This is a genomic window from Mycobacterium sp. UM_11 (assembly GCF_001414075.1).
In the GTDB taxonomy this organism is placed as follows: Bacteria; Actinomycetota; Actinomycetes; order Mycobacteriales; family Mycobacteriaceae; genus Mycobacterium.
In genome coordinates this window covers 1-23,407 of sequence record NZ_LATC01000033.1, presented here as the reverse complement: position 1 = coordinate 23,407, position 23,407 = coordinate 1, and the positions used below count along the sequence as shown (strand labels likewise).

Here is a 23,407-nt window from a genome sequence, read left to right as displayed (position 1 = left end):
CTGAATCGTCGCTGGTAGGGCTGATTGTCACGGCAAGGCGGCCGGGACGACGCACCGCGCCGTCGCGCCGGCGCCGAACCAGGTGCCGACCGGAATAGCCGGATTCTCGGATATACCGGTACCCGCGGTAACCTCATTCTCATAGTGCGCACCGCGCCCAGGAAGGGATGAAACGCTCATGACCCAGCTTGGCGATGATGTGGAAGTCACGCGCGGCGACCGCTTCATCAAGACGGCCGTCGAGATCTTGGGCGAGACGGGACGCACCGACTTCACGGTGCAGGAGGTCGTCGCCCGGTCCAAGACGTCACTGCGCGCCTTTTACCAGCACTTCAGCAGCAAGGACGAATTGCTGCTGGCGCTGTTCGACCGGACCATTGCGCAATCGGTGGACATCTGGCGCACCGAGACCGACGGGCTGGACAGCACGGCGGCGCTGAAGCTGGTGATTGACCGCGTCAGCCAGCAACCGGAATCGAGCACCCAGGACAGCCTCAATCGTGCGCTAACTCTCTACAACCAGCACCTGGCCGAGACCCGCCCCCGCGACTACGCCCGGGTGCTCTCGCCGCTGCATCGACTCATCCGCGACATCGTGGGTCAGGGCATTACCGAGGGGGTCTTCAACCCGGGGCTCGACGTCGGCGCGGCGGCCGCGGTCGTCATGCAGACGGTGATGGGCGCACAACGATTGCATTGGCTGGGAACGGAATTGAACGGTTCACCGGTCAGCGCGGGCCAACTCTATGACTTCTGCAGCCGCGCCCTCGGCATCCGGGAAACCGATGACGAATCTGTGCAGCCTTCGCTGGCCGAGCTGTTCGCCCAAATCGGGATGCGCCCAGGCACCCACAACGGCGAGTTCGCTATGACCATGCCCGTCAGTCCCCACGTGACAAACACTTCCGGCGCCTTACAGGGCGGGCTGATCGCCACGCTCGTCGACGTGGCGGGGGGACAGTTCGGGCTCGAACACCTGCAGCCGGGAACCACCATGACGACCGCCGACCTGTTCGTCCGCTACCTGCGGCCGATCAAACAGGGTGCCGCCCGCGCGGTGCCGCGGATGCTGCGAGCCGGCCGCCGGGCGATGGTCATGCAGGTCGACATATACGGCGACGGCGATGAACTCGCCGCGACCGCGACGGTGAACTTCGCGATCATCAACGGGCCGACACCCACCGGACTCCCAGCGGACGCTTAGGCGCACTACACCGCGTCGCGCAATGGTGGTAACGTCATTACCACTTACCGAGAATTCGAAACTTCCGCCAAGGAGATCGCCATGCCGTCCCGCGAACTTTCCTTTCCCGTATTCGACGCGGACAACCATATGTACGAGCCGCAGGAGGCGCTGACCAAGTTCCTGCCGGAGAACCGCAAGCGCGTCATCGACTACGTCGAGGTCCGCGGCCGCACCAAGATCGTGGTCCGCGGCCACATCAGCGAGTACATCCCGAACCCCACGTTCGAGGTGGTGGCGCGCCCCGGGGCGCAGGAGGACTACTTCCGCAACGGCGCGCAGGGCAAGAGCTATCGCGAGATCCTCGGGGAGCCGATGAAGGCCATCCCAGCCTTCCGCGAACCCGGCGCGCGGCTCGAGGTCATGGACGAGCTGGGCATCGACTACGCCCTGATGTTCCCGACGCTGGCCAGCCTGGTCGAGGAGCGCATGAAGGACGACCCGGAGATGACCCACGACGTCATCCACGCGCTGAACCAGTGGATGTACGAGCAGTGGTCGTTCAACTACCAAGACCGCATCTTCGCCACGCCGGTGATCACCCTGCCGATCGTCGAGCGGGCGCTCGAAGAACTCGAATGGGTCCTCGAGCGCGGCGCCCGCACCGTCCTGGTGCGCCCGGCGCCGGTGCCCGGTTACAAGGGCAGCCGGTCGTTCGGCCTCGAAGAGTTCGACCCGTTCTGGCAGGCCTGCATCAAGGCCGAGCTTCCCGTCTCGATGCACGCCTCGGACAGCGGCTATTCCGAATTCGCCAACGTGTGGGAGCCCGGCGACGAGTTCCTGCCGTTCAAGCCGACCCCGTTCCGCAGCCTGGTGATGGGCCACCGGCCGATCATCGACGCGATGGGTGCGCTGGTGTGCCACGGCGCGCTGTCGCGCAACCCGGAGCTGCGGATCCTGTCGATCGAGAACGGTGCCGACTGGGTGCCGGATCTGTTCAAGGGCCTCAAGGGCGTCTACAAGAAGATGCCGCAGGCGTTCAGCGAGGACCCCATCGAGGCGTTCAAGCGCTGCGTCTACATCACCCCGTTCTGGGAGGACCGGTTCGCCGAGATCGTCAAGATGGTCGGCACCGACCGGGTCCTCTTCGGATCCGACTGGCCGCATCCCGAAGGCCTCAAGGACCCGATCTCCTTCGTCGACGAGCTCACCGACTTCGAGCAGGAAGACGTCGCGAAGATCATGGGCGGCAACCTGATGAAGCTGATGAAGGTCTCTGCGGATTCGAAGAAGCCGGTTTCAGCCTGATCGGTCGTCGGTGCCGAAGACCGACACCACGCCTTTCGTCTCGAATAACGCAAGCCTCACATCGGCGGTTGTCTGATGACCGTGCTGACGTAAGATCGCGTCCATGTCGTCGTGAGTCAGCCTGCATCGCAACAGGTTTCGTTCATCGAGTTGGCCATCGCGGATGAGCACCCGCACCGGCGGATCAACGAGTCTGTGCACCCATGGTATGAACCGCAGGCGAGCGACGATGTCGTGGGCGGCGATCAGCGTGAGCAACGCGGCCGCTCCAGTCAGCCACGAGGTGCCCGCTGCCGTCGCGGTGCGGCCGACGATTGCGCCCACCGCGACCGCGGTAATCCAGTCGAAGGGCGTGAATTCCGCGATCGTGCGCCGCAGCGTCAGCCGGAAAGCCGCAGCGGCGGTGAGAAACAGCGCCAGCGCCTTGATCGCCGCGTACAGCGCCGGCCGCCAGCCGTTGAACAGTTCCATCAAGAGGCCGTGCATCTACATCACCCGATTCCACTTTCGGCGCTGCCGAATCTGTCGATATTTCGACAATAGTTCTCATTGGCAACTGTTTTTGATGCACTTGATGTTCCAGCGGCGCGGACGCGGGTACTCCCCGGAGCAACAGACGCTTAAGTGGGCAAGAAGTGGAGCCGCATGAGCATGGCGCCGCAGAGTCGCGCGTATGTCAACATCGACGACGACATCGCGTTCATCGGTGAGCAACTCGAAAGACTTAAAGAACTCGCCGAGCACAAGGAAGCCGCCGACATCTTCGGCGACGAAGACATCTACGACCTCAGCGTCCGCTGGGGCACGGCGCTCGCCGGACGCCTCCCCCGCATGGCGCATTACAGTTCTATGGGCCGGCTCGCCGAGGCCGACGAGCGCCGCTTCCGGGTGTTGTGTGACGACATGCGTGCGGCATTGCCCCTGATCGAGAGATTCAAGTTGGCTCGGCCCACCTTCGCGGGTTCGCAGGATGACCGCGCCGGCAGTCGGCGGCGTGCGAAGGCGAGGCGTCTACTGCGCAACTAGCCCGGTCACGCGATCGAAGAGCGGAGTGCCTTGGCGCGAGCCTGTTGCTCGTCGGAGAGAAAGTCGTTGCCGGACAACCTGATCGCGGTCCTGGGCTTGGGGCATTCGGGGTTGCAGCAGGTGAGCGCCACCATGTAGGCGTCTGCGTCCTCGTCCAGAAACAGAAAGCCCATGATCATCGCATCGCCGACCGTAAAGTCGGTGGCGTCGCAGGCCTCGCAATGTCCGCCTTTAACCGCGATCTGCTCCAGCACACGCTCCCGCGCCGCCCGATCCAAAGGGATTAGCTCGGGCCGCGTCCCGACGTTTTCATAAGTGCCCCAGGTCATCTCATATCTCCACGTCTTTGTCGTAGAAGACGTGGTCCTCGCGCCAGCCTCCCAGGCCGAGCCCAATGCCGGAGTAGTCCTCGACGAACTCAATCTGGTTGATCCACTTCGTCATCTTGAAGCCCACCTGGGTCTCAACCCGCAGTCGCAATGGCGCGCCGTGCTTGATCGGCAAGGGCGTCCCGTTCATTTCGTAGGCCAGCAGCGTCTGCGGCTTGTGAGCAAATTCCATATCAATGACTTCATAGAACTGGCCTCCGCCCTCTGAAGCGGGTTCATCGGTGCTGTTGTCTTGCATGCTGAGGAAGCAGATGTACTTGGCTTGCGGCAGGGGCCGGACCAGCTCAACGAGTCGACCTAGGTGCAGCCCCTTCCATTCGGCAATGCTGGTCCAGCCCTGAACGCAGTTGTGCATGACGCGCTGCGTCTCCGGCTCGGCGAGCGATCGCAGCGCGGCCAGGTCCAGAGTCACCGGGTTTTCGACGAGGCCGCCCACCCGCAGGCGCCAGTCGACGAAGTTATGGACGGCCATCACCTTGAAGTCGACGCTCGTCGGGGGCTTGCCGTTTACCCGGTGCTGCGGGGAGATCTTGCCCGGCGGGTAGTTCTGTCGGGAGTTGAGCGGCCGCAGCAACAGGCGCCGAGCGGCTGTGGTCACCGCACCTAGCACGCGCTGCGCCGATCGAGGACTGCGAAGGCTCCACTTGGTAGCCGCGATGTGGATGGCGACGATCGCTCCGATGATCACGAAAGACAGCGCCGTCGCCCAATTGATGTTGCGAACCGAGCCGAAGATCATCGACGCCGTCAGTTGACCCCAGCCCCAGAAGAAGATCATCGACAGATGAATCACGATGAAGACGACGAAGGCCAGCAACCCCAGGAAATGCAGGCTTCGGGCCCATTGCCGACCGCCCCACATCCGCACGTACCACGGGAAGCGCGCCTCGATCGCCGGGGATTGCGCGGCGCCCGTCAAGATCTGGAATGGCGCGAGGACGAAGACGACGCCGGCGTAGGTCAGTTTCTGAATGGCGTCCAGGGGCTCACCGGGCAGCAGTGGCGGCAGGTTGAACGAGAGGTACGTGACGATGTCATTGGCGGCCTCGGGAAAAATCGACCACGAATACGGCCAGTAACGGTGCCACTGCCCGGTCGCGAAAAGCAGTACGTAATACGACAACCCGAGCAGAATCCAGCAGATCACCGTGAAGAAGTGCCAGTGGCGGCCCATCCCCAATTTCTTGTGACCGGGCAGCGCGACCAGGGAGCTGTATGACTCTTCCTCGTCGAGGGTGTCGTACAGCCGGTCGCGCGGCATGACCTTGCGGGTGAAGCGCGCCCATTCGCTGCCGGGTTTGCTGTCGTCGTGCCAGTACAACTTGGGGTGGGTGGCGAGGATCTCGATGCCGCTGCGGATGATCAGCGTGACGAACAGGACGTTGAGCCAATGGTCCACTCGCAGCCACGCCGGGTAGTCGAGCGTCGTCATGCCTGGGCTCTCCTCAGTCGTACCACTGTTGGCGTTGCGGGTAGGCCACGTTGATGCCGGACAGCACCGTCGTGTGCACCGCGATGAAGCCGGCGGCGCACGCAAGCGCCAACGTCCCCGGCGCCAGGTCCCAGCGGCCCGTCAACGCCTCCAGCCCCGGCAGGCGGAACCACCGGCTGACCAGGTAGATGGCGAGGAAGGCAAGGCAGGTCAGGCTGCCGAGGTACCAGCCCGCCTGCGGCACATGCGGTTTGAGGGCGAACGCCATCGCGGCGGCGGCCGTCAGGCAACAGATCGCCAGCAGCGCCGCGTAGACGGCGAAGTACCCGGGCGTCCCGGGTTCCGTGGCGAAGACGTAGGCGTGCACCGCCAGCAGGCCCACCAGCAGTGAAGCGCCCAACGCGGTCACGGTTCGCGGCAGGTTGAACGCGACCCAGCCATCCAGGGTGAGCACCGGTGAGGACCAGATGCTTCGCCACAGCGAGATCAACCGCCCTGGGACGACATTGACCATGGCCGCGTGATACCCGCGCTGAGTAATTACAAACGGTCCTGGCTTAATTGCCGCGCCCGGGCTGACCTCGGTGTAGCCGCACGCCACGCGAGGAAAATTGATGCGCCGAGCACGAGTCCGCCGTTGATACGCTTGATGCCTGTGCCTGGCGAGTGCTCAGCGTTTTGACCAGCTTGCGGGACTCGGTCCGAGGAAGGGTCCGTAGGAGGGACGGTCAATGGCCGCCGAGAGGAACTGGGACAAGACCGTGGGTGCGGCCGACGACGTCCGCCGCATCTTCGAGAACGTCCCCGCGCTGTTGGTTGGCCTCGAGGGGCCCGACCACCGATTCGTCGCGGTCAACGCCGCCTACCGGGCCCTGAGTCCCCCGGTCGACAGCATCGGGCTCTTGGTGCGCGAGGTCTATCCGGAGCTGGAGAGTCAGCAAATCCTGCAGATGTTCGACCGGGTGTATCAAACAGGCGAACCCCAATCGGGAACCGAGTGGCGGGTGCAGGCCGACTTCGAGGGCTCGGGGACCGCACAGGAACACTTCTTCGACTTCATCGTCACCGCGCGCCGCGCCGACGACGGCTCGATCGAGGGGGTGCAACTCGCCTTCGTCGACGTCACCGACCGGGTGCGGGCGCGGCTGGCCGCCGAGTCCCGCATGGAGGAGTTGTCCGAGCGGTACCGCAATGTCCGCGATTCGGCGACCGTCATGCAGCAGGCGTTGCTGGCGCCGTCCGTGCCCGTGGTTCCCGGCGCCGACGTCGCGGCCGAGTACCTGGTCGCCGCGCAGGACACCGCCGCCGGTGGCGACTGGTTCGACGCGATACCCCTCGGGGATCGATTGGTTCTCGTCGTCGGCGACGTCGTCGGCCACGGCGTCGAAGCCGCCGCGGTGATGTCGCAATTGCGCACCGCGCTGCGGATGCAGATCTTGGCCGGCTATCCGATCGCCGAGGCGCTGGCGGCGGTCGACCGCTTCCACGAACATGTTCCGGGCTCGAGGTCCGCCACGATGTGCGCGGGATCGCTCGACTTCACCACGGGCGAGTTCCAATACTGCACCGCCGGGCACCCACCGCCGCTGCTCGTTGCGGCGGACGCCGAATCGCGCTATCTCGAGCCGTCCGGTGCCGGCCCGCTGGGCAGCGGCACAGGTTTTCCGGTGCGCACGGAAATCCTGGGCGTCGGTGACGCCGTCATGCTCTACACCGACGGCTTGATCGAACGCCCGGGCCGGCCGCTGATGGCCAGCACCGCCGAATTCGCCGAATTGGCGGGCAACATCGCGGGCGGCCAGGGCGGTTTCGTGATCGACTCCTCGCGGCGGCGCATCGACCGAATCTGTTCGGAGACTTTGGAATTGCTGCTGCGCCCGACCGGCTACAACGACGACATCACACTGCTTGCCGCGCAACGGCGGACGCCGCCGCCACCGCTGCAGATGACGGTGGACGCGACGATTCAGGCCGCCCGCGCGGTCCGCGGCCGCCTGCGTCAATGGCTCTCCGACATCGGCGCCTCCCCCGACGACATTTCCGACATCGTGCACGCGGTCTCGGAATTCGTCGAGAACGCGGTCGAACACGGTTACGGCGCAGAGGTTTCCGACGGGATCGTCCTCGATGCATCGCTGTCCGGCGACGGCAACCTGTATGCGTCGGTCATCGACCACGGGCAGTGGAAGGATCACCGTGAAGGCGAGCAGGGCCGCGGACGCGGCCTTGCCATGGCCGAAGCCCTGGTGTCCAGCGCGCACGTCAGCCATGGGCCAGGCGGGACGACCGCCAGCTTGACGCACCGCCTGTCGCGGCCGGCCAATTTCGTCACCGACACGCTGGTCAGTCACGCGGATCGCCGGCGGTCGATCAACTCCGAATTTGCCTGTGTGGTCACCGAACCCGGCCGCATCGCCGTCAGCGGCGACGTGGATTCCGGCACGGCCTCCACCCTGGATCGAAAGATCGCGGTCGAAAGCCGTTCCGGCGTCGCGCCGTTGACGATCGATCTCGGCGGCGTGACCCATCTCGGCTCGGCCGGGGTCAGCGCGCTGGCCGCCGCCCGCGAGCGGGCACAACGACAGGGCAGCGAGTACGTGCTGGTGGCCCCGCCGGGGACCCCGGCGCATCATGTGCTGTCGCTGGTCCAGATCCCGGTCGCCGGCGGACTCGCCGAGAACCTCGTCGCGGAGGGCTAGGGGCGGCCCGGCCGCGGGCCGTGCTTCACCTGTTTGAACGGCACGCCGCGGTCGGCCGCGAATTCCCGGGGGAAGCCCAGCACCCGCTCACCGATGACGTTGCGCGCCATCTCCGTGGTCCCGCCACCCATCGCGACGGTCTGGCGGGACAGGTAGCGCAGCCCGGTTTCCAGGCCCTCGCCCGGTTCCCCGACAACGCCGGCGCTCCCGGCGATCGCCATGGCGGTGTCGACATTCACGAACACGGTCTCGGCATGGAACAGCCGGATGAGCGTGCCGCCGGCCGGCGGCAGCGCGCCGTCTCGGACGCTGCGGTACACGTGGCCGATCAGCTGGTCGGCCACCGCGCGCTGCACCAATGCGCGGCCGGCCAGCTGCTCCACGCGTTCGTTACCGGCCTGGCCCGTCTTCTCGATAAGGCTCACGTAGTCAACGGGAATCGTGTTGCCGCCCTCGCTGCCGCTGCCGCTGGCGAACTCGGATCCCTGCCCCACCGCCCGGCGCTCGTGATACAGCTGCCGCGACGCCACCGCCCAGCCGCCATCGACCTCCCCGACGACGGCGTCGTCGCCGACGTCCACCCCGTCGAGGAACTCCTCGCAGAACTCGGTGGAACCGCTCAGCATCGTGATGCGGCGCAACGTGATTCCCGGGTGGGCGATCGGGACCAGGAACATCGTCAAGCCCTCGTGCTTGGGCACGTCCCAATTGGTGCGGGCCAGGCACAGCGCGTAGTCGGCGGCGAACGCGCTGGTGCTCCAGGTCTTGGCCCCGTTGAGTATCCAGCGGTCGCCCTGACGTTCGGCTCGGGTGAGGACGCCGGCCAGGTCGGAACCACCGCTGGGCTCAGACAACAACTGCACCAGCACCTCGTCACCGCGCAGCGCCGCGGCGATGTGGCGCTTCTTTTGCTCCTCGCTGCCGGTGTCGAGCAGGGTGGCGCAGCAGATGGTGAAAGTGGGGGTGTTGAGGATCAGCGGCATCTCGTAGGTCAGCGATTCCGCGTCGAAGGCCTTCTGATACTCGTAGTCCAGCCCGAGCCCGCCGTACTCGCGGGGGAAGCAGATGCCGGCGAATCCGCCTTCGTACAACCGCTTTTGGAGTTCTCGGGCCCGCAGCCAGGATCGTTCGTCGTCACGCGGGGCCGGCGGGGGCGACTCGGGGTCGACGGGCGGCATGTTGTCGGCCAGCCAGGCCCTGGCCCGGGCCGCGAACTCGGCAGCGGATTCGGTGGGGGTCATCGGTTCTCCCGACCCGCCTTCTCGTGTTCGTACACGCGCAGGTTGTGCTCCTCCGGCGTCCCGAACATGGAGCGGTACAACGTAACCCGGCGCAGGTAGAGGTGCAGGTCGTGTTCCCAGGTGACACCGATGCCCCCGTGCATCTGCACGCAGGCCTGCACGATCTGGCCGGCCATCTCGCCCACGTAGGACTTGGCGATGCTGGCCGACAGGCCGGCACCGGGCGCGTGGGCGGCGACGTCGGCGACCGCCGCGGCCGTGGTGGCGCGGCATGCCTCCAGCCACAGCTTCATGTCGGCGAACTTGTGCTTGAGGGCCTGATAGGACGCCAGCGGCCGCCCGAACGTGTGGCGGTCCAGGGCCCACTGGACGGTCAGGTCGAACACCGTCTGCAGAACGCCGACCACCTCGGCACACTGCAGGATCTGGGCGATTTGGCTCTGGCGCTCGATCAGCGCGGAGGTCTCGGCGGCCGTGCCGACGGCCGCCGATCGCTGCACCACCGCACCGTCGAAACGGACCCGGGCGTACTGCTTGACCAAATCGACCGACTGCTGCGGCTCGATCGTCACGCCCGCCGCATCCGTGGGAACCAGGAACTGGCGGAGCTCGTCGCCGCAGCGCGCCACCACGAGTAGCACCGCGCTCTGCGCGCCCGCCTCGACCCGGTCCTTGGTGCCGTCGATCCGGTAGCCCGAATCGGTCGGGGTGGCCGTCACCGACGGATTCAGCGGCGCCCAGCCCTGGCCCGGCTCCGAGACCGCCCACGACGCCACCGCTTCACCGGACATCAGCGCCTCGACGGTGGCCGCGTGCGGCTCGCGGTCTGAGCATTCGACGAGCGCGGACAGCACCACGCTGACGGGATACAACGGCCCGGGGGCCACCGTCTTGCCGAGCTGCTCGGCGACCATGGCCAGGTCCACCACGCCGCTGTCGGAGACGCTGCCGCCGCCCAACTCCTCGGGCACCAACAGGCCCGTCCAACCGAGCTCCGCGGCGCGCCGCCACCAGGCCGGGTCGAACGACACCCCGGCGGCGTGCAACTCCCGCACCCGGCGCAGCGGCGCTTCCTTCTCCAGAAAGGCTTGGGTCGTGGAGGTGAACAGCGTCTTTTCGGGAGAGTCGACTGTGGTCATGCTGCCTCTCGGGGAGAGTTCACCGGCGTTTTCGATGGTAGCAACGGGCACTACGGTAAGAGATACCGGAGTTGCGTCGATAGCGAAGCTCGCCGCTACATGGCGAACACGCGGCGCAGCGAACGCGCGTGCAGGGCCCGGTTCTCCTGAGAAACAAGCCAATCCGGGACCACCGAGTCGAACCCGTTGAATGCCGCTGCGATGACGTGCAATTCGGTGTGCACATACGCGTGCAACAGTCTGTTCGCGTAGTCGATGGCTTCGTCGCGGCACGGGTCGATCTCCGCGCAGCTGATGAAGGTGGGCGGCAGGCCCTCGAGGTTCGCCCGGTGCGCGGGAACGTGTTGACCGCTGGCGCTGGCGTGCCCGAGGTAATGACCCCACGCCCGGCTCACCGCCGGCCCGTTGAGGCCCGGTGTGCGCTGGAACTCGCGCCGCGATTGGGTGGCGTCGGAGTCGAGCATCGGCTGATGCAGGATCTGCACCAGGATCTGCGGGCCCTCGTCGTCGAACATGCGCTGACTCAGGCCCGCGACCAGCGCCGCACCCGCGTCGCGGCCCATCACCGCGATCCGGTTCACGTCCACGTTCAGCTCGGCGCAATTGCGGATGGCGTAGTAAAAGCCGGCCTCGACGTCGTCCAGGGCCGCCGGGCACGGGTGCTCCGGCGCGAGCCGGTAGTCGACCGAGATCAGCAGGCAACCCGCTGCCCTGGCCAGCTCCACGCAGCGCGCGTGGTCGGTGTCCAGGTTCCCGGTCACAAAGCCACCGCCGTGCGCGTACAAGACCAGGGGCGAACCCGACGCGGCCCCATCAACGTCGGGACCCCGGTAGATGCGCAGACTCAGCTGGTGTCCACCCGGTCCGGTGATGGTGCGCGTTTCGACCGAGACGCCGGCGGTGTCGACCTCCGCGGCGCGCTCGGCGGCGAGCCGGTTGGCGTGTTCCCGTTCGGCGGGCAGGGTCTCGGCGCGGAATTCGGCGACGCCCAGCGCGGCGGCGGCCTCCCGGAGCACCGGGTCGATGCGGGTAAGGCCCTGCGGCCGCGTCAGATTCGTTTGTGTCATACCCTCTCATCTTCCGGGCTGGTCATGCTTGCTCGGCCGGTCGCGGCGCGGGCCGCGCACGAGACCCTCTTCAAGGTAGACCTGCGATTGCGCGCCGCAAATGACGCGGTGCTCGTTGCCGGGGTGGTAACCAAGCTCAGCGTTCTCCGGGGAGCGCCTTGACCGTCGGCGGAAGCCCGTAGAGAGCGGTCGCGTTGCCGCGCATGATCCGCTCGCGCTGGTCGGCCGGGAATCGGTTGATCGCGTAGTCCGGCGAGTCGTAGCTCCAATGCGGGTAGTCCGTCGAAAACATCAGGTTGTCGCCCAGGTCCATCATTTCCAGGTATTGCCGAAACTGCACGGTGTCCGTGTCTTCCAGCGGCTGGGTGGTGAACCGGACGTGTTCGCGCACGTACTCCGACGGGCGGCGCCGCACGTTCGGCAAGTCGCCGCGGCGGGCCTCCCAAATCCGGTCCATCCTCGACATCACCGGCATCGCCCACGTGAAGCCGCCCTCGACGAACACGATCCGCAGGTCGGGGTGGCGGTCGAATGCGCCGTCGAACACCAGGCTCATCAGGTGCGAGACGTAAAGCAGCGGCCAGGCGGCGAAGAAGTCGTGCCAGTGCGCCGGGTTGCCGACCGGGTACAGCGGGATCAGCTCGAACGGCGTCTGCCCCATCAGGTGCGTGGCCACCGGGAAACCGTTGCGCGACGCGGCTTCATAGAGCGGGTCGAAATGCGGGTTGCCGAAAGGGATTCCGCGGGTCTGCGGCGTCATCAGGACCTGCGCCATGTACGGATGCCCCGCCCAGCGCTCGACCTCGCGCGCCGCCTGCTCGGGCGTCTGCGCGCTGACGCTGATCGATCCGCGCCAGCGGCCGTGCGCGTTGTTGGTGTCGAGCCACACGTCGGCAAGCCAATCGTTGTAGGCCGACTTCAGCGCGTGTTCGGCTTGGGGCAGTTGGGCGTCACACATCGGCTCGAGCGTCGCGATGCTGACGCCGGCGTCGATCAGCAACTGCTTGGCGGCGAAGTCCGGGTCGCTGCCCGCGACCCCGCCGTTGGGCGGCCACGCGTCCATACGCAGCGACGACGTCTTGTACGAATCCGGTGTGTCGTAGAAATGCGGCACCGGGGTGACCGCGTTGCCGGTCGGCCAGATCTTGTCCACCCATTCGGGCGCCGCGTACGACTTGAGCACGTCGGTCGAGACGGGCAAGGGGTGCACGTCGGTGTCGACGATGCTGACCGCTATCTCGTCGTGTTGGCCCGTCGGTGAAGCGACTCGTTCGATCGTGGTCATCGGACACGCTCCTTCAGTCCGTACAGCTCGCTGGCGTTTCGCCACAACACCTTGTCGCGCTGGGTGGCGTCGAGGCCCTCGGCGGCGCCCTCCGGGGTTGAGGTGGACCAATGGGGATACGCCGACCCGTACATCAGCAGGTCGGTCTTGTCGGTGAAGTCCATCCAGCGCCGCACGTCGGCGGCATCCGTCGGCCCGTCGAACGCCGAGGAGCAGAACCTGACGTGGTCGGGCAGGTATTCGCTCGGGTAGCGGTCGACCCAGGGCGTCTGATCGCGCATCGACACCCAGAAGGTGTCCAGCCGCCAGATGAACGGGGTGAGGATGTCGTATCCGCCGTCGGCGAAGACGAATTTGAGGCCGGGGTGCCTGCCGAACACGCCCTCGATGATCAGGGTGGCCAGGTGCACGAAGTAATTCAGCGGCATGAACGCCGCGTATCCCGGATAGGTGTGGGCGTGCCCGGCGAAGGTGGGCGGGTAATCGACGCCGTTGCCGCCGTTGATGTGCACCGCCACCGGCAGCCCGTGGGCGGCGGCGGCCTCCCAGATCGGCTCGAACATCGGTTTGCCATACGGCTCCCGTGACTGCATCGGGACGCCGACCTGCACCAGCTTCGGGTGGGCGGCCAGCCGCTCGATCTCGGCGACGGCGCCCCTGGGGTCTTCCGGATTGACGCGGATGGTGCCCCGGAACCGATCGGCGGGGTCGGGCTCGAGCCAGCGGTCGAGCAGCCAGTCGTTGACCGCCGCGCAGATCCGGCTGTTGAGCAGGTAGTCGGCGATGTTCCCGCGGGTCAGCGGGTTGAGGATGGCGTAGTCGACACCGGCGTCGTCGAAGAGGTGCCGGCCGACGGTCTCGGGGTCCGATCCCGGGTAGTGCTCGCCGTAGAGGTCCTGCCGATAGTCGCCGCCCGGCGCGGAGTACCACTGTTGTTCGACGTCGGGGATCGCCCGCAGCTGGTGCGCGGCGGGCAGGTAACGCCGGATCTCGGCGTTGGAGCGGAAGTGCGGTTGCACGTTTGCATCGATGATCATGCGGTGAGGTACACCTCCCCGTCGGTGACGTCGACGCGGTAGGTGCGGATGCGCCGCGTCGGATCGGCCAGGTTTTGCCCGGTGGTGATGTCGAATTCCCAGTTGTGCCAAGGGCATCGGACGATCTGCCCGTCGCGGACGCGCCGCAGCCCACCGGGTTCGTCCGGGTCGAACTCGTTGGTGCCGCCGAGCAGGCCGAGGCACAGCGGGGCGCCCTCGTGCGAGCAGTAATTCACGATCGCGTAGAACTCGCCGCGCACGTTGTACACGCCGACGCCGAACTTCCCGACGTCGACGAGCTTCATTCCGCCAGGCGGCAGCTCGTCCTGTGCGCACACAAATCGCCGCTCCGGCATTTGCATCACCGCCTCCGACGCCACGCAGCATCAATACTGTGCCCGTTACGGTAACCACGACAAGCCCGTTGGGCTTAGTTGCTATCTATACTATGATAGCGATATTCCCCGCGTACCGATCCGCTCAGCGGCTGTTCAGGAGGAGCGCTGATGACGCTCAGCACCGACCCCGCCAACCAGCCCGTCACCCTCGACTTCACCGGCGAAACCAGCCCGTATCCGTTCTTCGAATACATGCGGCGCACGGACCCGGTTTGGCATGGCGCGCTGGCGGACCACTCGCAGATGCCCGAAGAGATGCGGCCAAACGACGAGTGGGTGCTGTTCGGTTACGACCCGTTGTTCCAGGCGTTCCGCGACGACCGGATCTTCAGCTCACACAAATACGACGAGACCATCGGGTTGGTGATGGGCCACACCATCCTGGCGATGGGCGGCCGGGAACACCACGACCACCGCAATCTGGTGGCCAAGGCCTTCCGCGCCACCGCGCTGGAACGCTGGGAGCCCTCGGTCATCGGACCGGTGTGCGACCGACTGGTCGACGAGATCAAGGACGACGGGCACGCCGACCTGGTCAAGGCGGTGACGTTCGAGTTCCCCACCCGGATCATCTCCACGCTGCTCGGCCTCCCGCCCGAGGATCTCGACTTCTTCCGGCGGTTGTCCCTGGACCTCATCTCCATCCCGACCGACATCGTCGCCGGGCTGAACGCGGCGGCGGAGTTGCACGGCTACTTCCTCGAGCAGGTCGAGCAGCGTCGGCGCAAACTCACCGATGACATCATCGGCGACCTGGTGGCCGCGGAGATCGACGGCGAAAAGCTTTCCGACGAGGCCATCATCGCGTTTTTGCGGCTGCTGCTGCCCGCCGGACTGGAAACCACCTACCGATCGTCGGGCAACCTGCTGTACCTGCTGCTGACCCATCCCGAGCAGCTGGCGCAGGTCTATCACGACCGCTCGCTGATACCGATGGCGATCGAGGAGGGGCTGCGCTTCGAAACCCCGCTGACGATGGTCATGCGAACCACCACCCAGGAGGTCGAAATCGGCGGCAAGACAATCCCACCCGACGCGCAGATCGACATGTGCATGGGCTCGGCCAATCGCGACGAGAGCCGCTGGACCAACGCCAACGCCTTCGACATCCACCGGCCGCGCCAGGCGCACATCGCGTTCGCCGGCGGCATCCACATGTGCCTCGGCATGCATCTGGCCCGCCTCGAGACCCGGGTCATGCTGAACAGCCTGTTCGACCGCGTCAAGGATCTGGCCTTCGTGGCCGACGACGGAACCGGCCAGGAGTCCAAGATCGTGGGGCTGACCTTCCGTTCCCCCAACAAGCTTCCGGTCACGTTCGCCCCGGCCGCATAGGGAAGCCGCTTGAAAACCAAGGGAGCGATTCTGCACGACGTCGGCGGGCCCTGGTCCGTCGAGGAATTCGAACTCGACCCGCCCCGCGCCGGCGAAGTCCTCGTCGAGATGGCGGCGGCCGGGCTGTGCCACTCCGACGACCACATCCTCAACGGCGACATGTCGGCGCCCAACGAGGTGATGCGGTCCCTCGGCCTGCCGACCATGTTCCCGATGATCGGGGGCCACGAGGGCTCCGGCATCGTGCGCGAAGTCGGCGACGGCGTAACGGATTTCGCGCCCGGCGACCATGTGGTGATGTCGTTCGTCGCGGTGTGCGGACAGTGCCGCTGGTGCGCGTCGGGCATGGAATACATCTGCGACGTCGGCGCTTTCACGCTGACCCCGGGAATGCCGACCGACGGCACCTTCCGTCATCACACCGCCGACGGCCGGCCCCTGGGCCATCTGGCCAAGGTGGGGGCGTTCGCCGAACACACCGTGGTGTCGACCAGGTCGCTGGTGAAGATCGAGCCGCACCTGCCGCTCGCGCCGAGCGCGCTGCTGTCGTGCGCCATTCCCACCGGTTACGGTTCGGCGGCCAACCGCGCCGGCGTGCGCGGCGGTGACACCGTCGTCGTCGTCGGGGTCGGCGGGATCGGGACGGGCGCGATCCAGGGCGCGCGGATCAGCGGCGCCGCGCAGATCGTCGCCGTCGACCCGGTGGACTTCAAGCAGAAATCGGCGCTGCAGTTCGGCGCCACCCACAGCGCGGCCACGATCGCCGAGGCGCAGGAGATGGTGCGGGACTTGACCTACGGGGTCATGGCCGACGCGGTGGTGGTTTCGCCGTCGCTGATCACGCCCGCCGACGTCCGCGACGCCCTGCAACTGACGCGCAAGGGCGGCACGTGCGTGCTTACCGGCATGACCTCGCAGCTGACCCGGTCGGTGAAGATCGACCTGCAGGACTTCATCCTGATGAACAAGACGCTGGCCGGGACGATATTCGGCTCGTGCAATCCCAAGGCGGACATCGCCCGGCTGGCCAGGCTCTATCAAACCGGGCAGCTTCAGCTCGACGAGATGATCACCCGGCGCTATCGCCTCGACGAGATCAACGACGCGTACGACGACCTCCGCAACGGCAAGATCATCCGCGGCATCATCGATTACGGCATCAGCTGAGGCCTTTTCCGCCCATCACCCGCTGCAGCTGGCCGTACGCGTCGATGGGGCTGTGCAACGCCAGCCCGCCGTCGGCATGCACGACTTGACCTGTCACCCAGGGCAATTCGAGGACACCGACGATGGCTGCGGCCACGTCGGTCGCGGCTCCCAGGCCGCCCAGGGCCGTGCGTTCGGACAGGGCTTCCACCCAGCCGGGCAGCTGCTCGGGTTTGGCCAGCATGGGCGTGCGCGTCACGCCCGGCCCGACGGCGTTGACCCGGATGCCGTGCGCACCCCACTCCGCGGCGGCCACCTTCACCAGCATGTCCACTCCCGCCTTGGACACGCAGTAGGCGCCCATGTCGCGGTCGGCCAGGGTGCCGCTGATGCTGGAGACGGCGACGATCGAGCCGCCCACCCCCGCGTCGATCATCGCCCGCGCCGCCGCCCGGATCGTCAGCCACGTGCCCGTCAGATTGACGGCCAGCACCCGGTTCCATTCCGCGGGCGACTGGTCGAGCAGCAGCCCGGAGGCCCCAACTCCCGCGCACGTGACGACGCGGGTGGGCGCGCCGTGCTCGCGGACGGTTTGGTCCATCGCGGCCATCACCGCGTCGGGATCGCTGACGTCGCAGGCGATGTCGGCGTTGGACAGGTCCCACACCACGACGCCGTGCCCCGCGGCGCGCAACCGGCCGGCCACTTCACGCCCGATTCCGGACGCGCCGCCGGTGACCAGCGCGGTGCTCATTTCGCGCGGCCGATCAGCTCAACGAGTACCCCGTCCGGCGCTTCGATCACCGCCATCGCGACGGTCCTTCCGTCCGGGGCCACGACGTCGATGCGCCGCACGCCGTCGGTGAAACCCAACGCGGCCAAAGCGGCGAGCGTTTCGTCGACTTCACGCTGCAATGAGAGCAACATGAACCCGTGCCGTAACGCGGTCGAATCCGGCAGTGCCTCAAGGGCACCGGTCACCTCCACCAGTTCGACAAACCCGCTGCCCGATGTCTGCGGATCGCCGAGAAACACCGATCGCAGCCGATCGCTGCCGGCCCCGAACAGTCCCGGCCAATCGCCGACGAAGTCGTAATCCATCAACTGGCTCAGTCCCAGGCCTTCGCACCAGAATCGGAGCGACCGTTCAACATCGGAGGTGCAAATCGCCGAATGATGCACACCTAACATGGGCTTCCTCTCGATTGCAGAGCTTGCCCACCATCATGCAGCGTCGATCGTTGACGCGGAACGTTTGCCTACATCTTGATCGCCGGGATCAGCCTGCTGAGGTTCCACAGGCGATCTCGTCGTGCGGACAGCGATGAGATTGCCAGCGCGACAGCCGTTATCGCAACCAGCACGGTGATCGCCTGCCAGAGCCGCCCGTCGATGCCGCCGAGGATGAGCTGGCGCAGCCCGTTGACGCCGTAGGTCATCGGGTCGAAACGATGCAGGACCTGGAAGGGCCGCGACGTGGTCTCCACGGGGTACATGCCGCCGGCGCTGACCAGCTGCAGCATCAGCAGGGCCATGATCAGCACGCGTCCCACCGCCGGGCCGACAAGCGCGTTGATCGCCTGGGTGGCGGCCACGAATGCCGCGGAGATGAGGATCATGAACCCCAGCATCGCGACGGGATGCACGGCGTGCATGCCGAGGGCGAACCGGACCACGCAGTAGAGAATGATCGCCTGGAACAGCGCGATCGCGGCCGCAGGCAAATAGCTGGCGAGCACCACCCGGATTTCCAGCACCTCCGCGGCGATCGCACGACTCTGCAAGGGCCGCAAAATCATCCACAGCACCAATGCGCCGAAGAACAGCGCCAGCGTCAGGAAGAACGGGGCCATGCCGGTGCCGAAGTTGGGCGCGGCGTTCTCGTGCGAGGCTGCGAGCTGCACCGGCCCGCCGATGGTGTCGGCGACCGCGTCCTTTTGCTGAGTCGTCCAGTTGGGCAGCTGGCTCGCCCCCTCGCCGAGCTTGCCGGCCAGCTCGGCCGACCCCGCCTTGAGTTGGTGTGCCCCGTCGTCGAGTTTGACCATGCCGCTTGCCAACTCGGCGTTGCCGGCGGCCAGCTGCTGGGCGCCGTCACGGAGCTGGGTGAGCTTGCTCGTCAGCTCCTGCCCCTTGGTGCCGACCTGGTCGAGGGCCGAACCCAGCGGGCTGCCGGGCGTGCGCATGGCGGAGGTCATCGCGATCGCGGCGTTTTGCGCGTCGGTGAGACGCTGGCGGATCTGCGGCGTGAACTGATGGCCCCGCAGCTGATCCTGGATGCCGCGCAGGTTGTTCGCCAACGGATCCTGGCGCGCGGCGAGCTGGTCGATCACCAGCGACAACGCATCCGCGGCGCCGTCCTGTGCCGTGGCGATGGTGCCGATCTGGTCGTTGGCCTGCTGCAGCGCGGCCGCGCCCTGCTGCAATTGCTGCGTGTCGCCGCCGATCTGTGACAGGGCCCGGGTCACCGTGAGCAGCGGGTCGGTGGCCTGGTTGATTCCGTCGGACAATTGCTGGGCCCCGGCGGCGAGGCGCGCCGAGCCGGACCGGGCCGTGTCGAGGCCGGCGGCCAGCTGCCCGGCACCGTCGTCGAGTCGGGCCGCGCCGTCGGCGGCCTGCTTGATGCCCGCGCCCGACGAAACCACCACCGACAGCATGTGATTGACGGCCTGGCCGGAGATCCGGCTGGACACCGCGTTGAGCACCTGAGTGATGGCGGTGCGGCCGATGCTGGTGGAGATGTAGTTGTTGGCGTCGTTGTAGACGGCGATCAGGTTGGCCTTCTTCGGCTGTCCCGTCACCGGCGACGAGATCGCCGCGCTGAAGTCCGGGGGCAACTCGACCATGAAGTAGTACTTGCCGTGGTCGACTCCGTTGCGCGCTTCGGCCAGGTTTACGACGTGCCAGTCCAACCCGCCGTCCGCGGTGAGGCTCTTGGCAATCTCATCGCCGGCGTTGAACTGCTCACCGGAGACGACGGCACCGCGGTCGGAATTGACCAACGCCACCGGCATTTTGTTGGTGTGGCCGAAGGGATCCCAGAACGCCCACAGGTACAGCGCCCCGTACACCAGCGGCAGCAAGATCAGCACGACGATCGCCACGCGCGTCAAACGGCTGCGACCGAAACGCTTGATCTCCGAGCCGAATGCGAGTCCAGCCAACATCGTCAATCTCCTCCGGTCAAAACGCGGCGATCGTGAAGCTCGTGCTCGGGTGCGTCGGTGCCGAGCGGGTTGGTGACTCCGACGACGACGGTGCGCTCTCTCGCGATCACACCCAGCCGATCCACCGCGATCGCTCGCCGGGAGTTGTCGCGCACCTGCTCGAGATCGCCGACCACCAGAATCGGACGATTCGACAGCAGCGCAAGCGTGATGCGCAGCAAAAACAGTTCCAGGTCGGACAATTCGACGATGTAGGTGTCCGAGGACGGCGTCGGTATGTCGCCGAAGACCTCCGTCAGCTCGGCCTGGCCGGCTTGCAGCGGCACCAGCGAATACCACGGCGCCAGCCACCGGCGTTGCTCGGCGAGTACGGTCGCCACGGTCACCGACTCTTCGAGTTCGTCGATGTCGTCGAAGGCCGCGATCGCGCACAGGCGGCGGATCGCGCGCGGCGTCGTCTCGCCGAGCACGGTCAACGAGCCGTGAGTCGCCTTGAATCGGCCCGCGAGCGTCAACAACAGCGTTGTCTGACCCGGACCCCCGGGCATCTGAATCGCGTGAAAACCCGGCGTCAGGGCGAGGTCGACCCCCGAGAACAGTGGCCCGTGCTCACCGTCGACCCCCAATCCGGCGGCGGTGATCACCGGTGCGACGTCGTCCGGTTCGTCGTTGGCATCCATGGTGTGGCTTTCCCTCATCGCCTTCAAACCGGAATCGATTCCAGCAGTGCGGTGATCAGTTGCGCGAGCAGATCGGGGTTGATCGTTCCCGGACGCAGCACCTCCTCCATCGCGACGCCCAGGTTGAGGGTGACGACGAGCTGGGCGATGTCGGTCAGCCGCCGGTCGCCCGGCACGGTGTCGGTCGATTCGACGATGTGCAGCGCCTGGTCGGCCGCGGCGCGGCGGCGCTCGATCAGGCGTTCCCGAAGCTGCGGATCGCGCTGAGCGCGCAGCCAGTACTCGACCAGCAGCACGTAGTAGTCGGAATGGTCGCGGACCGAGTCGAGCACCGACCGGCTCACCTCGCGCGCGGCCGCGGCGGTGTCACCGTCGCTGCGGTCCAGCGCTATCGCGATCTGCTCGCCGCGCAGCTCGAACTCGCGGTCGAGCAGGGCCAGGAACAGCTCGTCCTTCGACTCGAAGTTGGAATAGACCGCGCCCTTGGTGAAGCCCGCGGCCTGCCCGATCGCGTCGATGGTGGCGCCGGCGAACCCCTCGGCCGCGAACACCTTCGACGCCGCATCGAGGATCCGGTCGCGGACCTCGCCGCGGGTGGGGCGGGTGCGCAGCGGTTTGACAGGCGACATGTGCAGCAGCATACCCTTCAGTATCGGTTAGATACTAGCGGGTATCGAAGATCACCCCCCGGGTGGCGTCAGCCCAGCCTTGACGCCGTCCGCTCCCACAGTTCGGCGGCCAATCGTGGGTTGTCCGCCAGGCGACTGGTGTTGGCGATCTTGCGCTTGGCGTAGTACGCGCCGGGCGTCCACTGGGAAATGGGCGTGCTCGACGCCAGCCGCACCAACTGCTCGGCGCCCTGGTCCGGGCTCGAAATGAACAGCACCGCCGGGGTGTACCGCTGCATGAACACCAGAAATCGCGAACCCGAGGCAATGCCGATGTTGGAGTTGACATTGCCGGGATGCACCGCCGCGACGGAAAGGCCGCCGGCATGGTAGCGCCGGTGTAACTCCTTGGTGAACAACACGATTGCGAGCTTCGACAACGCGTAGGCTGCGGCGGGCCTGCGGCCGGCGGTGTTCTCCAGGTCGTCGACGGTGGCACGGAAGATCAGCTTGTGCGACGAGCTGGTCGTGTTGACGATCGTCGCGCGGGACTCCAGCAGCACATCCAGCAATCGGGTGGTCAACAGGAACGGCGCCAGGTAGTTGACCTGATAGGTGCGTTCGTAGCCGTCGGGCGTCAGCTCGATCTTGCTGGCCATCCTGCCCGCATTGTTGAGCAAAACGTCGATGCGCGGGTATTGCGAACGCAATTTGTCCGCCAGCGCGCGCACCTGGGAAAGGTCGGCGTAGTCGACGACAAAGTAGTCCGCGTCCAACTCGGCGGCCACCGCGGCGGTCTTGGTTTCCGAGCGGCCCACCACGACGATCCGATCGCCGGTGCGGCTGAGGCGACGGGCCGCGGCCGCGCCGATGCCGTCGCTGGCGCCCGTGATGACGATCGTCCTGCGCCTCATTGCGAGACCTCCGCACGGAGTGTAGCGATCACGCGCTAAGCGGGCCGCTCAGGCCAGCGAATAACGCACCGGCAGATGCTTGAGGCCGCCGACGAACGTGGTAGCGACCAACTCCGGATCACCGGTCAGCTCAATGGATTTGAGCCTGGGCAGCAACTCGGTGAAGAAGCTGTTGACCTCCATGCGGGCCAACGCCGCGCCCATGCAGAAGTGCACCCCGTAGCCGAACGCCAAGTGCTTGTTGGGGTCGCGCCCGACGTCGAAGCGGAACGGGTCGACGAAGACATCCTCGTCACGGTTGCCCGAGACGTAGGACAGCAGCACCGAATCACCCGCCGCGATGGGCACCCCGCGCACGGTGGTGTCCGCGGTGGCGGTACGCATGAATTCCTTGACCGGGGTGACCCAGCGGATCATCTCCTCGGTGGCCAGCGGCATCAGGTCGAGGTTGTCGCGCAACCGCTCGAGCTGGTCGGGGTTCTCGATGAGTGCCTGCAGCCCACCGGAGATGGTGGCGCTGGTGGTGTCGTGGCCGGCGGTCGCGACGATGAGGTAGTAGGACACCGTGTCGATGTCGGACAGCGGCTCCCCGTCGACGCGGGCGTTGGCGATGGCGGACGCCAAGTCCTCGGTTGGGTGCTCGCGGCGCGCGGTGGTTACCCCGTTGAAGTACTGGAACATGTCGAACAACGCGGGCAGCTGGTCCTCGTTGGTGGTCCCCCGTTTGAATTCGGAGTCGTCGCTGCCGAACAACTCCTGGGTCAGCTTGAGCATCCTGGGGAAGTCGGCCTCGGGCAGTCCCAGCAGCGACATGATCACGAAGAGCGGGTAGTTGACCGCCACCTCCTGGACGAAATCGCATTCCGGGCTCGCGGCCATCATCTTGTCGACGTAGATCTTGGCCAGCTCGTCGACGCGAACCTTCAACGCCCGCATCGCCTTTGGGCGGAACCAATCGGAGCCGATCGCGCGGACCACTCGATGCTGGGGGTCGTCGAGGTGGATCAGGGTGCGCACGCCCGCGGCGGCCTGCATCTCGTCGCCCTCGGCGGTCGTCAGGACGGGCCGTGGCCAGTTGGTGAAGAGCATGTTCTCGCGCTCGATGTCCATGATGTCGGCGTGCTTGGTGATCGCCCAAAACGGACGGTAGTTGGGCACCTCGACCCAGGACACCGGTGCGCTGGTGCGCAGGTGAGTCAGCGCCGCGTGCAGTCGCCGCTCGTCGGTGTAGGCCAAGGGGTCGGCCAACAGCTTGGCGGACTCGTCTACCGTGGTTGTGCTCACTCGCGAAACTCCTTCATTGCGGACCTGATACACGACGCGGAGGCTGTCTCTTATACACATCTGACGCTGCCG

Annotated in this window: 23 protein-coding genes; 6 read left to right on the top strand and 17 right to left on the bottom strand. The window is 66.5% G+C overall.

What is annotated here, in order from left to right; genetic code table 11:
* Window positions 1-178 precede the first annotated feature (178 nt).
* Window positions 179-1,204: a hotdog fold thioesterase gene (locus WU80_RS10955; RefSeq protein ID WP_055402472.1), complete on the top strand. Its 1,026-nt coding sequence runs from the start codon at window positions 179-181 to the stop codon at window positions 1,202-1,204.
* Window positions 1,205-1,285: 81 nt separating this feature from the next.
* A complete protein-coding gene (locus tag WU80_RS10950) occupies window positions 1,286-2,491 on the top strand; it encodes an amidohydrolase family protein (RefSeq protein ID WP_055402470.1) in 1,206 nt (401 codons plus the stop codon).
* Here the strand turns inward: WU80_RS10950 and WU80_RS10945 are convergent.
* A complete protein-coding gene (locus tag WU80_RS10945) occupies window positions 2,483-2,962 on the bottom strand; it encodes a DUF421 domain-containing protein (RefSeq protein WP_231633798.1) in 480 nt (159 codons plus the stop codon). The genes WU80_RS10950 and WU80_RS10945 overlap by 9 nt on opposite strands.
* A gap of 153 nt (window positions 2,963-3,115) precedes the next feature.
* On the opposite strand from WU80_RS10945, the gene WU80_RS10940 reads away from it, so the two are divergent.
* Window positions 3,116-3,517 (top strand): hypothetical protein, encoded by a 402-nt coding sequence (locus tag WU80_RS10940; protein WP_231633797.1) that lies wholly within the window; start codon window positions 3,116-3,118, stop codon window positions 3,515-3,517.
* Window positions 3,518-3,522: 5 nt separating this feature from the next.
* On the opposite strand, the gene WU80_RS10935 is transcribed toward WU80_RS10940, so the two are convergent.
* Genes WU80_RS10935 through WU80_RS10925 form a run of 3 tightly spaced genes read right to left on the bottom strand, consistent with a single transcriptional unit; the run spans window position 3,523 to window position 5,852 of the window.
* Window positions 3,523-3,846 (bottom strand): hypothetical protein, encoded by a 324-nt coding sequence (locus tag WU80_RS10935; protein ID WP_055402466.1) that lies wholly within the window; start codon window positions 3,844-3,846, stop codon window positions 3,523-3,525.
* Window position 3,847: 1 nt separating this feature from the next.
* Window positions 3,848-5,338 (bottom strand): molybdopterin-dependent oxidoreductase, encoded by a 1,491-nt coding sequence (locus tag WU80_RS10930; RefSeq protein ID WP_055402464.1) that lies wholly within the window; start codon window positions 5,336-5,338, stop codon window positions 3,848-3,850.
* Window positions 5,339-5,351: 13 nt separating this feature from the next.
* Window positions 5,352-5,852 (bottom strand): hypothetical protein, encoded by a 501-nt coding sequence (locus WU80_RS10925; RefSeq protein ID WP_055402462.1) that lies wholly within the window; start codon window positions 5,850-5,852, stop codon window positions 5,352-5,354.
* 217 nt (window positions 5,853-6,069) lie between these two features.
* Between WU80_RS10925 and WU80_RS10920 the strand changes: the two genes are divergently transcribed.
* Window positions 6,070-8,037: a SpoIIE family protein phosphatase gene (locus tag WU80_RS10920; RefSeq protein WP_055402460.1), complete on the top strand. Its 1,968-nt coding sequence runs from the start codon at window positions 6,070-6,072 to the stop codon at window positions 8,035-8,037.
* On the opposite strand, the gene WU80_RS10915 is transcribed toward WU80_RS10920, so the two are convergent.
* From WU80_RS10915 to WU80_RS10890, 6 genes are all read right to left on the bottom strand, one after another.
* On the bottom strand, window positions 8,034-9,278 hold the full coding sequence (locus WU80_RS10915) for an acyl-CoA dehydrogenase family protein (protein ID WP_055402458.1): 1,245 nt from the start codon (window positions 9,276-9,278) through the stop codon (window positions 8,034-8,036). The genes WU80_RS10920 and WU80_RS10915 overlap by 4 nt on opposite strands.
* A complete protein-coding gene (locus WU80_RS10910) occupies window positions 9,275-10,417 on the bottom strand; it encodes an acyl-CoA dehydrogenase family protein (protein WP_055402456.1) in 1,143 nt (380 codons plus the stop codon). The genes WU80_RS10915 and WU80_RS10910 overlap by 4 nt, the downstream gene beginning before the upstream one ends.
* A 95-nt stretch (window positions 10,418-10,512) precedes the next feature.
* Window positions 10,513-11,484 carry an alpha/beta hydrolase gene (locus WU80_RS10905; RefSeq protein WP_055402454.1) on the bottom strand — a complete coding sequence of 324 codons (972 nt, stop codon included), beginning with the start codon at window positions 11,482-11,484 and terminating at the stop codon, window positions 10,513-10,515.
* Between the two features lie 136 nt (window positions 11,485-11,620).
* Entirely contained in the window at window positions 11,621-12,769 is a 1,149-nt protein-coding gene (locus WU80_RS10900; RefSeq protein WP_055402452.1) for an amidohydrolase family protein, read from the bottom strand.
* Window positions 12,766-13,806, bottom strand: a complete 1,041-nt coding sequence (locus tag WU80_RS10895) for an amidohydrolase family protein (RefSeq protein ID WP_055402450.1) — start codon at window positions 13,804-13,806, stop codon at window positions 12,766-12,768. Before WU80_RS10895 ends, WU80_RS10900 begins: the two co-directional genes overlap by 4 nt.
* The gene (locus WU80_RS10890; RefSeq protein WP_231633796.1) at window positions 13,803-14,186 is read right to left on the bottom strand and encodes a Rieske (2Fe-2S) protein; all 384 of its coding nucleotides are present in this window, start codon (window positions 14,184-14,186) and stop codon (window positions 13,803-13,805) included. Before WU80_RS10890 ends, WU80_RS10895 begins: the two co-directional genes overlap by 4 nt.
* Before the next feature lie 126 nt (window positions 14,187-14,312).
* On the opposite strand from WU80_RS10890, the gene WU80_RS10885 reads away from it, so the two are divergent.
* Both WU80_RS10885 and WU80_RS10880 read left to right on the top strand, forming a co-directional pair.
* The gene (locus WU80_RS10885; protein WP_055402448.1) at window positions 14,313-15,539 is read left to right on the top strand and encodes a cytochrome P450; all 1,227 of its coding nucleotides are present in this window, start codon (window positions 14,313-14,315) and stop codon (window positions 15,537-15,539) included.
* Window positions 15,540-15,548: 9 nt separating this feature from the next.
* Window positions 15,549-16,706 (top strand): Zn-dependent alcohol dehydrogenase, encoded by a 1,158-nt coding sequence (locus WU80_RS10880; RefSeq protein WP_055402446.1) that lies wholly within the window; start codon window positions 15,549-15,551, stop codon window positions 16,704-16,706.
* Here the strand turns inward: WU80_RS10880 and WU80_RS10875 are convergent.
* From WU80_RS10875 to WU80_RS10845, 7 genes are all read right to left on the bottom strand, one after another.
* Window positions 16,699-17,439, bottom strand: a complete 741-nt coding sequence (locus WU80_RS10875) for an SDR family NAD(P)-dependent oxidoreductase (protein ID WP_055402444.1) — start codon at window positions 17,437-17,439, stop codon at window positions 16,699-16,701. The two genes, WU80_RS10880 and WU80_RS10875, sit on opposite strands and share 8 nt — an antisense overlap.
* Window positions 17,436-17,876, bottom strand: a complete 441-nt coding sequence (locus tag WU80_RS10870) for a VOC family protein (RefSeq protein ID WP_082459817.1) — start codon at window positions 17,874-17,876, stop codon at window positions 17,436-17,438. Before WU80_RS10870 ends, WU80_RS10875 begins: the two co-directional genes overlap by 4 nt.
* Before the next feature lie 68 nt (window positions 17,877-17,944).
* Complete coding sequence (locus WU80_RS10865; RefSeq protein ID WP_055402440.1) at window positions 17,945-19,849, bottom strand: YhgE/Pip domain-containing protein; 1,905 nt, start codon at window positions 19,847-19,849, stop codon at window positions 17,945-17,947.
* Between the two features lie 2 nt (window positions 19,850-19,851).
* Window positions 19,852-20,547 (bottom strand): hypothetical protein, encoded by a 696-nt coding sequence (locus tag WU80_RS10860; protein ID WP_369808511.1) that lies wholly within the window; start codon window positions 20,545-20,547, stop codon window positions 19,852-19,854.
* Between the two features lie 5 nt (window positions 20,548-20,552).
* Window positions 20,553-21,170, bottom strand: coding sequence for a TetR/AcrR family transcriptional regulator (locus WU80_RS10855; protein WP_055402436.1), 618 nt, complete (start codon window positions 21,168-21,170; stop codon window positions 20,553-20,555).
* A 56-nt stretch (window positions 21,171-21,226) separates the two neighbouring features.
* Complete coding sequence (locus WU80_RS10850; protein ID WP_055402434.1) at window positions 21,227-22,051, bottom strand: SDR family NAD(P)-dependent oxidoreductase; 825 nt, start codon at window positions 22,049-22,051, stop codon at window positions 21,227-21,229.
* A gap of 48 nt (window positions 22,052-22,099) precedes the next feature.
* Window positions 22,100-23,335: a cytochrome P450 gene (locus WU80_RS10845; protein ID WP_055402432.1), complete on the bottom strand. Its 1,236-nt coding sequence runs from the start codon at window positions 23,333-23,335 to the stop codon at window positions 22,100-22,102.
* Between the last annotated feature and the right edge of the window lie 72 nt (window positions 23,336-23,407).

Coding starts and splice junctions, on each gene's coding strand:
- WU80_RS10955 (WP_055402472.1), top strand. CDS start 179: ATGACCCAGCTTGGCGATGATGTGGAAGTCACGCGCGGCGACCGCTTC.
- WU80_RS10950 (WP_055402470.1), top strand. CDS start 1,286: ATGCCGTCCCGCGAACTTTCCTTTCCCGTATTCGACGCGGACAACCAT.
- WU80_RS10945 (WP_231633798.1), bottom strand. CDS start 2,962: ATGGAACTGTTCAACGGCTGGCGGCCGGCGCTGTACGCGGCGATCAAG.
- WU80_RS10935 (WP_055402466.1), bottom strand. CDS start 3,846: ATGACCTGGGGCACTTATGAAAACGTCGGGACGCGGCCCGAGCTAATC.
- WU80_RS10930 (WP_055402464.1), bottom strand. CDS start 5,338: ATGACGACGCTCGACTACCCGGCGTGGCTGCGAGTGGACCATTGGCTC.
- WU80_RS10925 (WP_055402462.1), bottom strand. CDS start 5,852: ATGGTCAATGTCGTCCCAGGGCGGTTGATCTCGCTGTGGCGAAGCATC.
- WU80_RS10920 (WP_055402460.1), top strand. CDS start 6,070: ATGGCCGCCGAGAGGAACTGGGACAAGACCGTGGGTGCGGCCGACGAC.
- WU80_RS10915 (WP_055402458.1), bottom strand. CDS start 9,278: ATGACCCCCACCGAATCCGCTGCCGAGTTCGCGGCCCGGGCCAGGGCC.
- WU80_RS10910 (WP_055402456.1), bottom strand. CDS start 10,417: ATGACCACAGTCGACTCTCCCGAAAAGACGCTGTTCACCTCCACGACC.
- WU80_RS10905 (WP_055402454.1), bottom strand. CDS start 11,484: ATGACACAAACGAATCTGACGCGGCCGCAGGGCCTTACCCGCATCGAC.
- WU80_RS10900 (WP_055402452.1), bottom strand. CDS start 12,769: ATGACCACGATCGAACGAGTCGCTTCACCGACGGGCCAACACGACGAG.
- WU80_RS10895 (WP_055402450.1), bottom strand. CDS start 13,806: ATGATCATCGATGCAAACGTGCAACCGCACTTCCGCTCCAACGCCGAG.
- WU80_RS10885 (WP_055402448.1), top strand. CDS start 14,313: ATGACGCTCAGCACCGACCCCGCCAACCAGCCCGTCACCCTCGACTTC.
- WU80_RS10875 (WP_055402444.1), bottom strand. CDS start 17,439: ATGAGCACCGCGCTGGTCACCGGCGGCGCGTCCGGAATCGGGCGTGAA.
- WU80_RS10870 (WP_082459817.1), bottom strand. CDS start 17,876: ATGTTAGGTGTGCATCATTCGGCGATTTGCACCTCCGATGTTGAACGG.
- WU80_RS10865 (WP_055402440.1), bottom strand. CDS start 19,849: ATGTTGGCTGGACTCGCATTCGGCTCGGAGATCAAGCGTTTCGGTCGC.
- WU80_RS10860 (WP_369808511.1), bottom strand. CDS start 20,547: ATGAGGGAAAGCCACACCATGGATGCCAACGACGAACCGGACGACGTC.
- WU80_RS10855 (WP_055402436.1), bottom strand. CDS start 21,170: ATGCTGCTGCACATGTCGCCTGTCAAACCGCTGCGCACCCGCCCCACC.
- WU80_RS10850 (WP_055402434.1), bottom strand. CDS start 22,051: ATGAGGCGCAGGACGATCGTCATCACGGGCGCCAGCGACGGCATCGGC.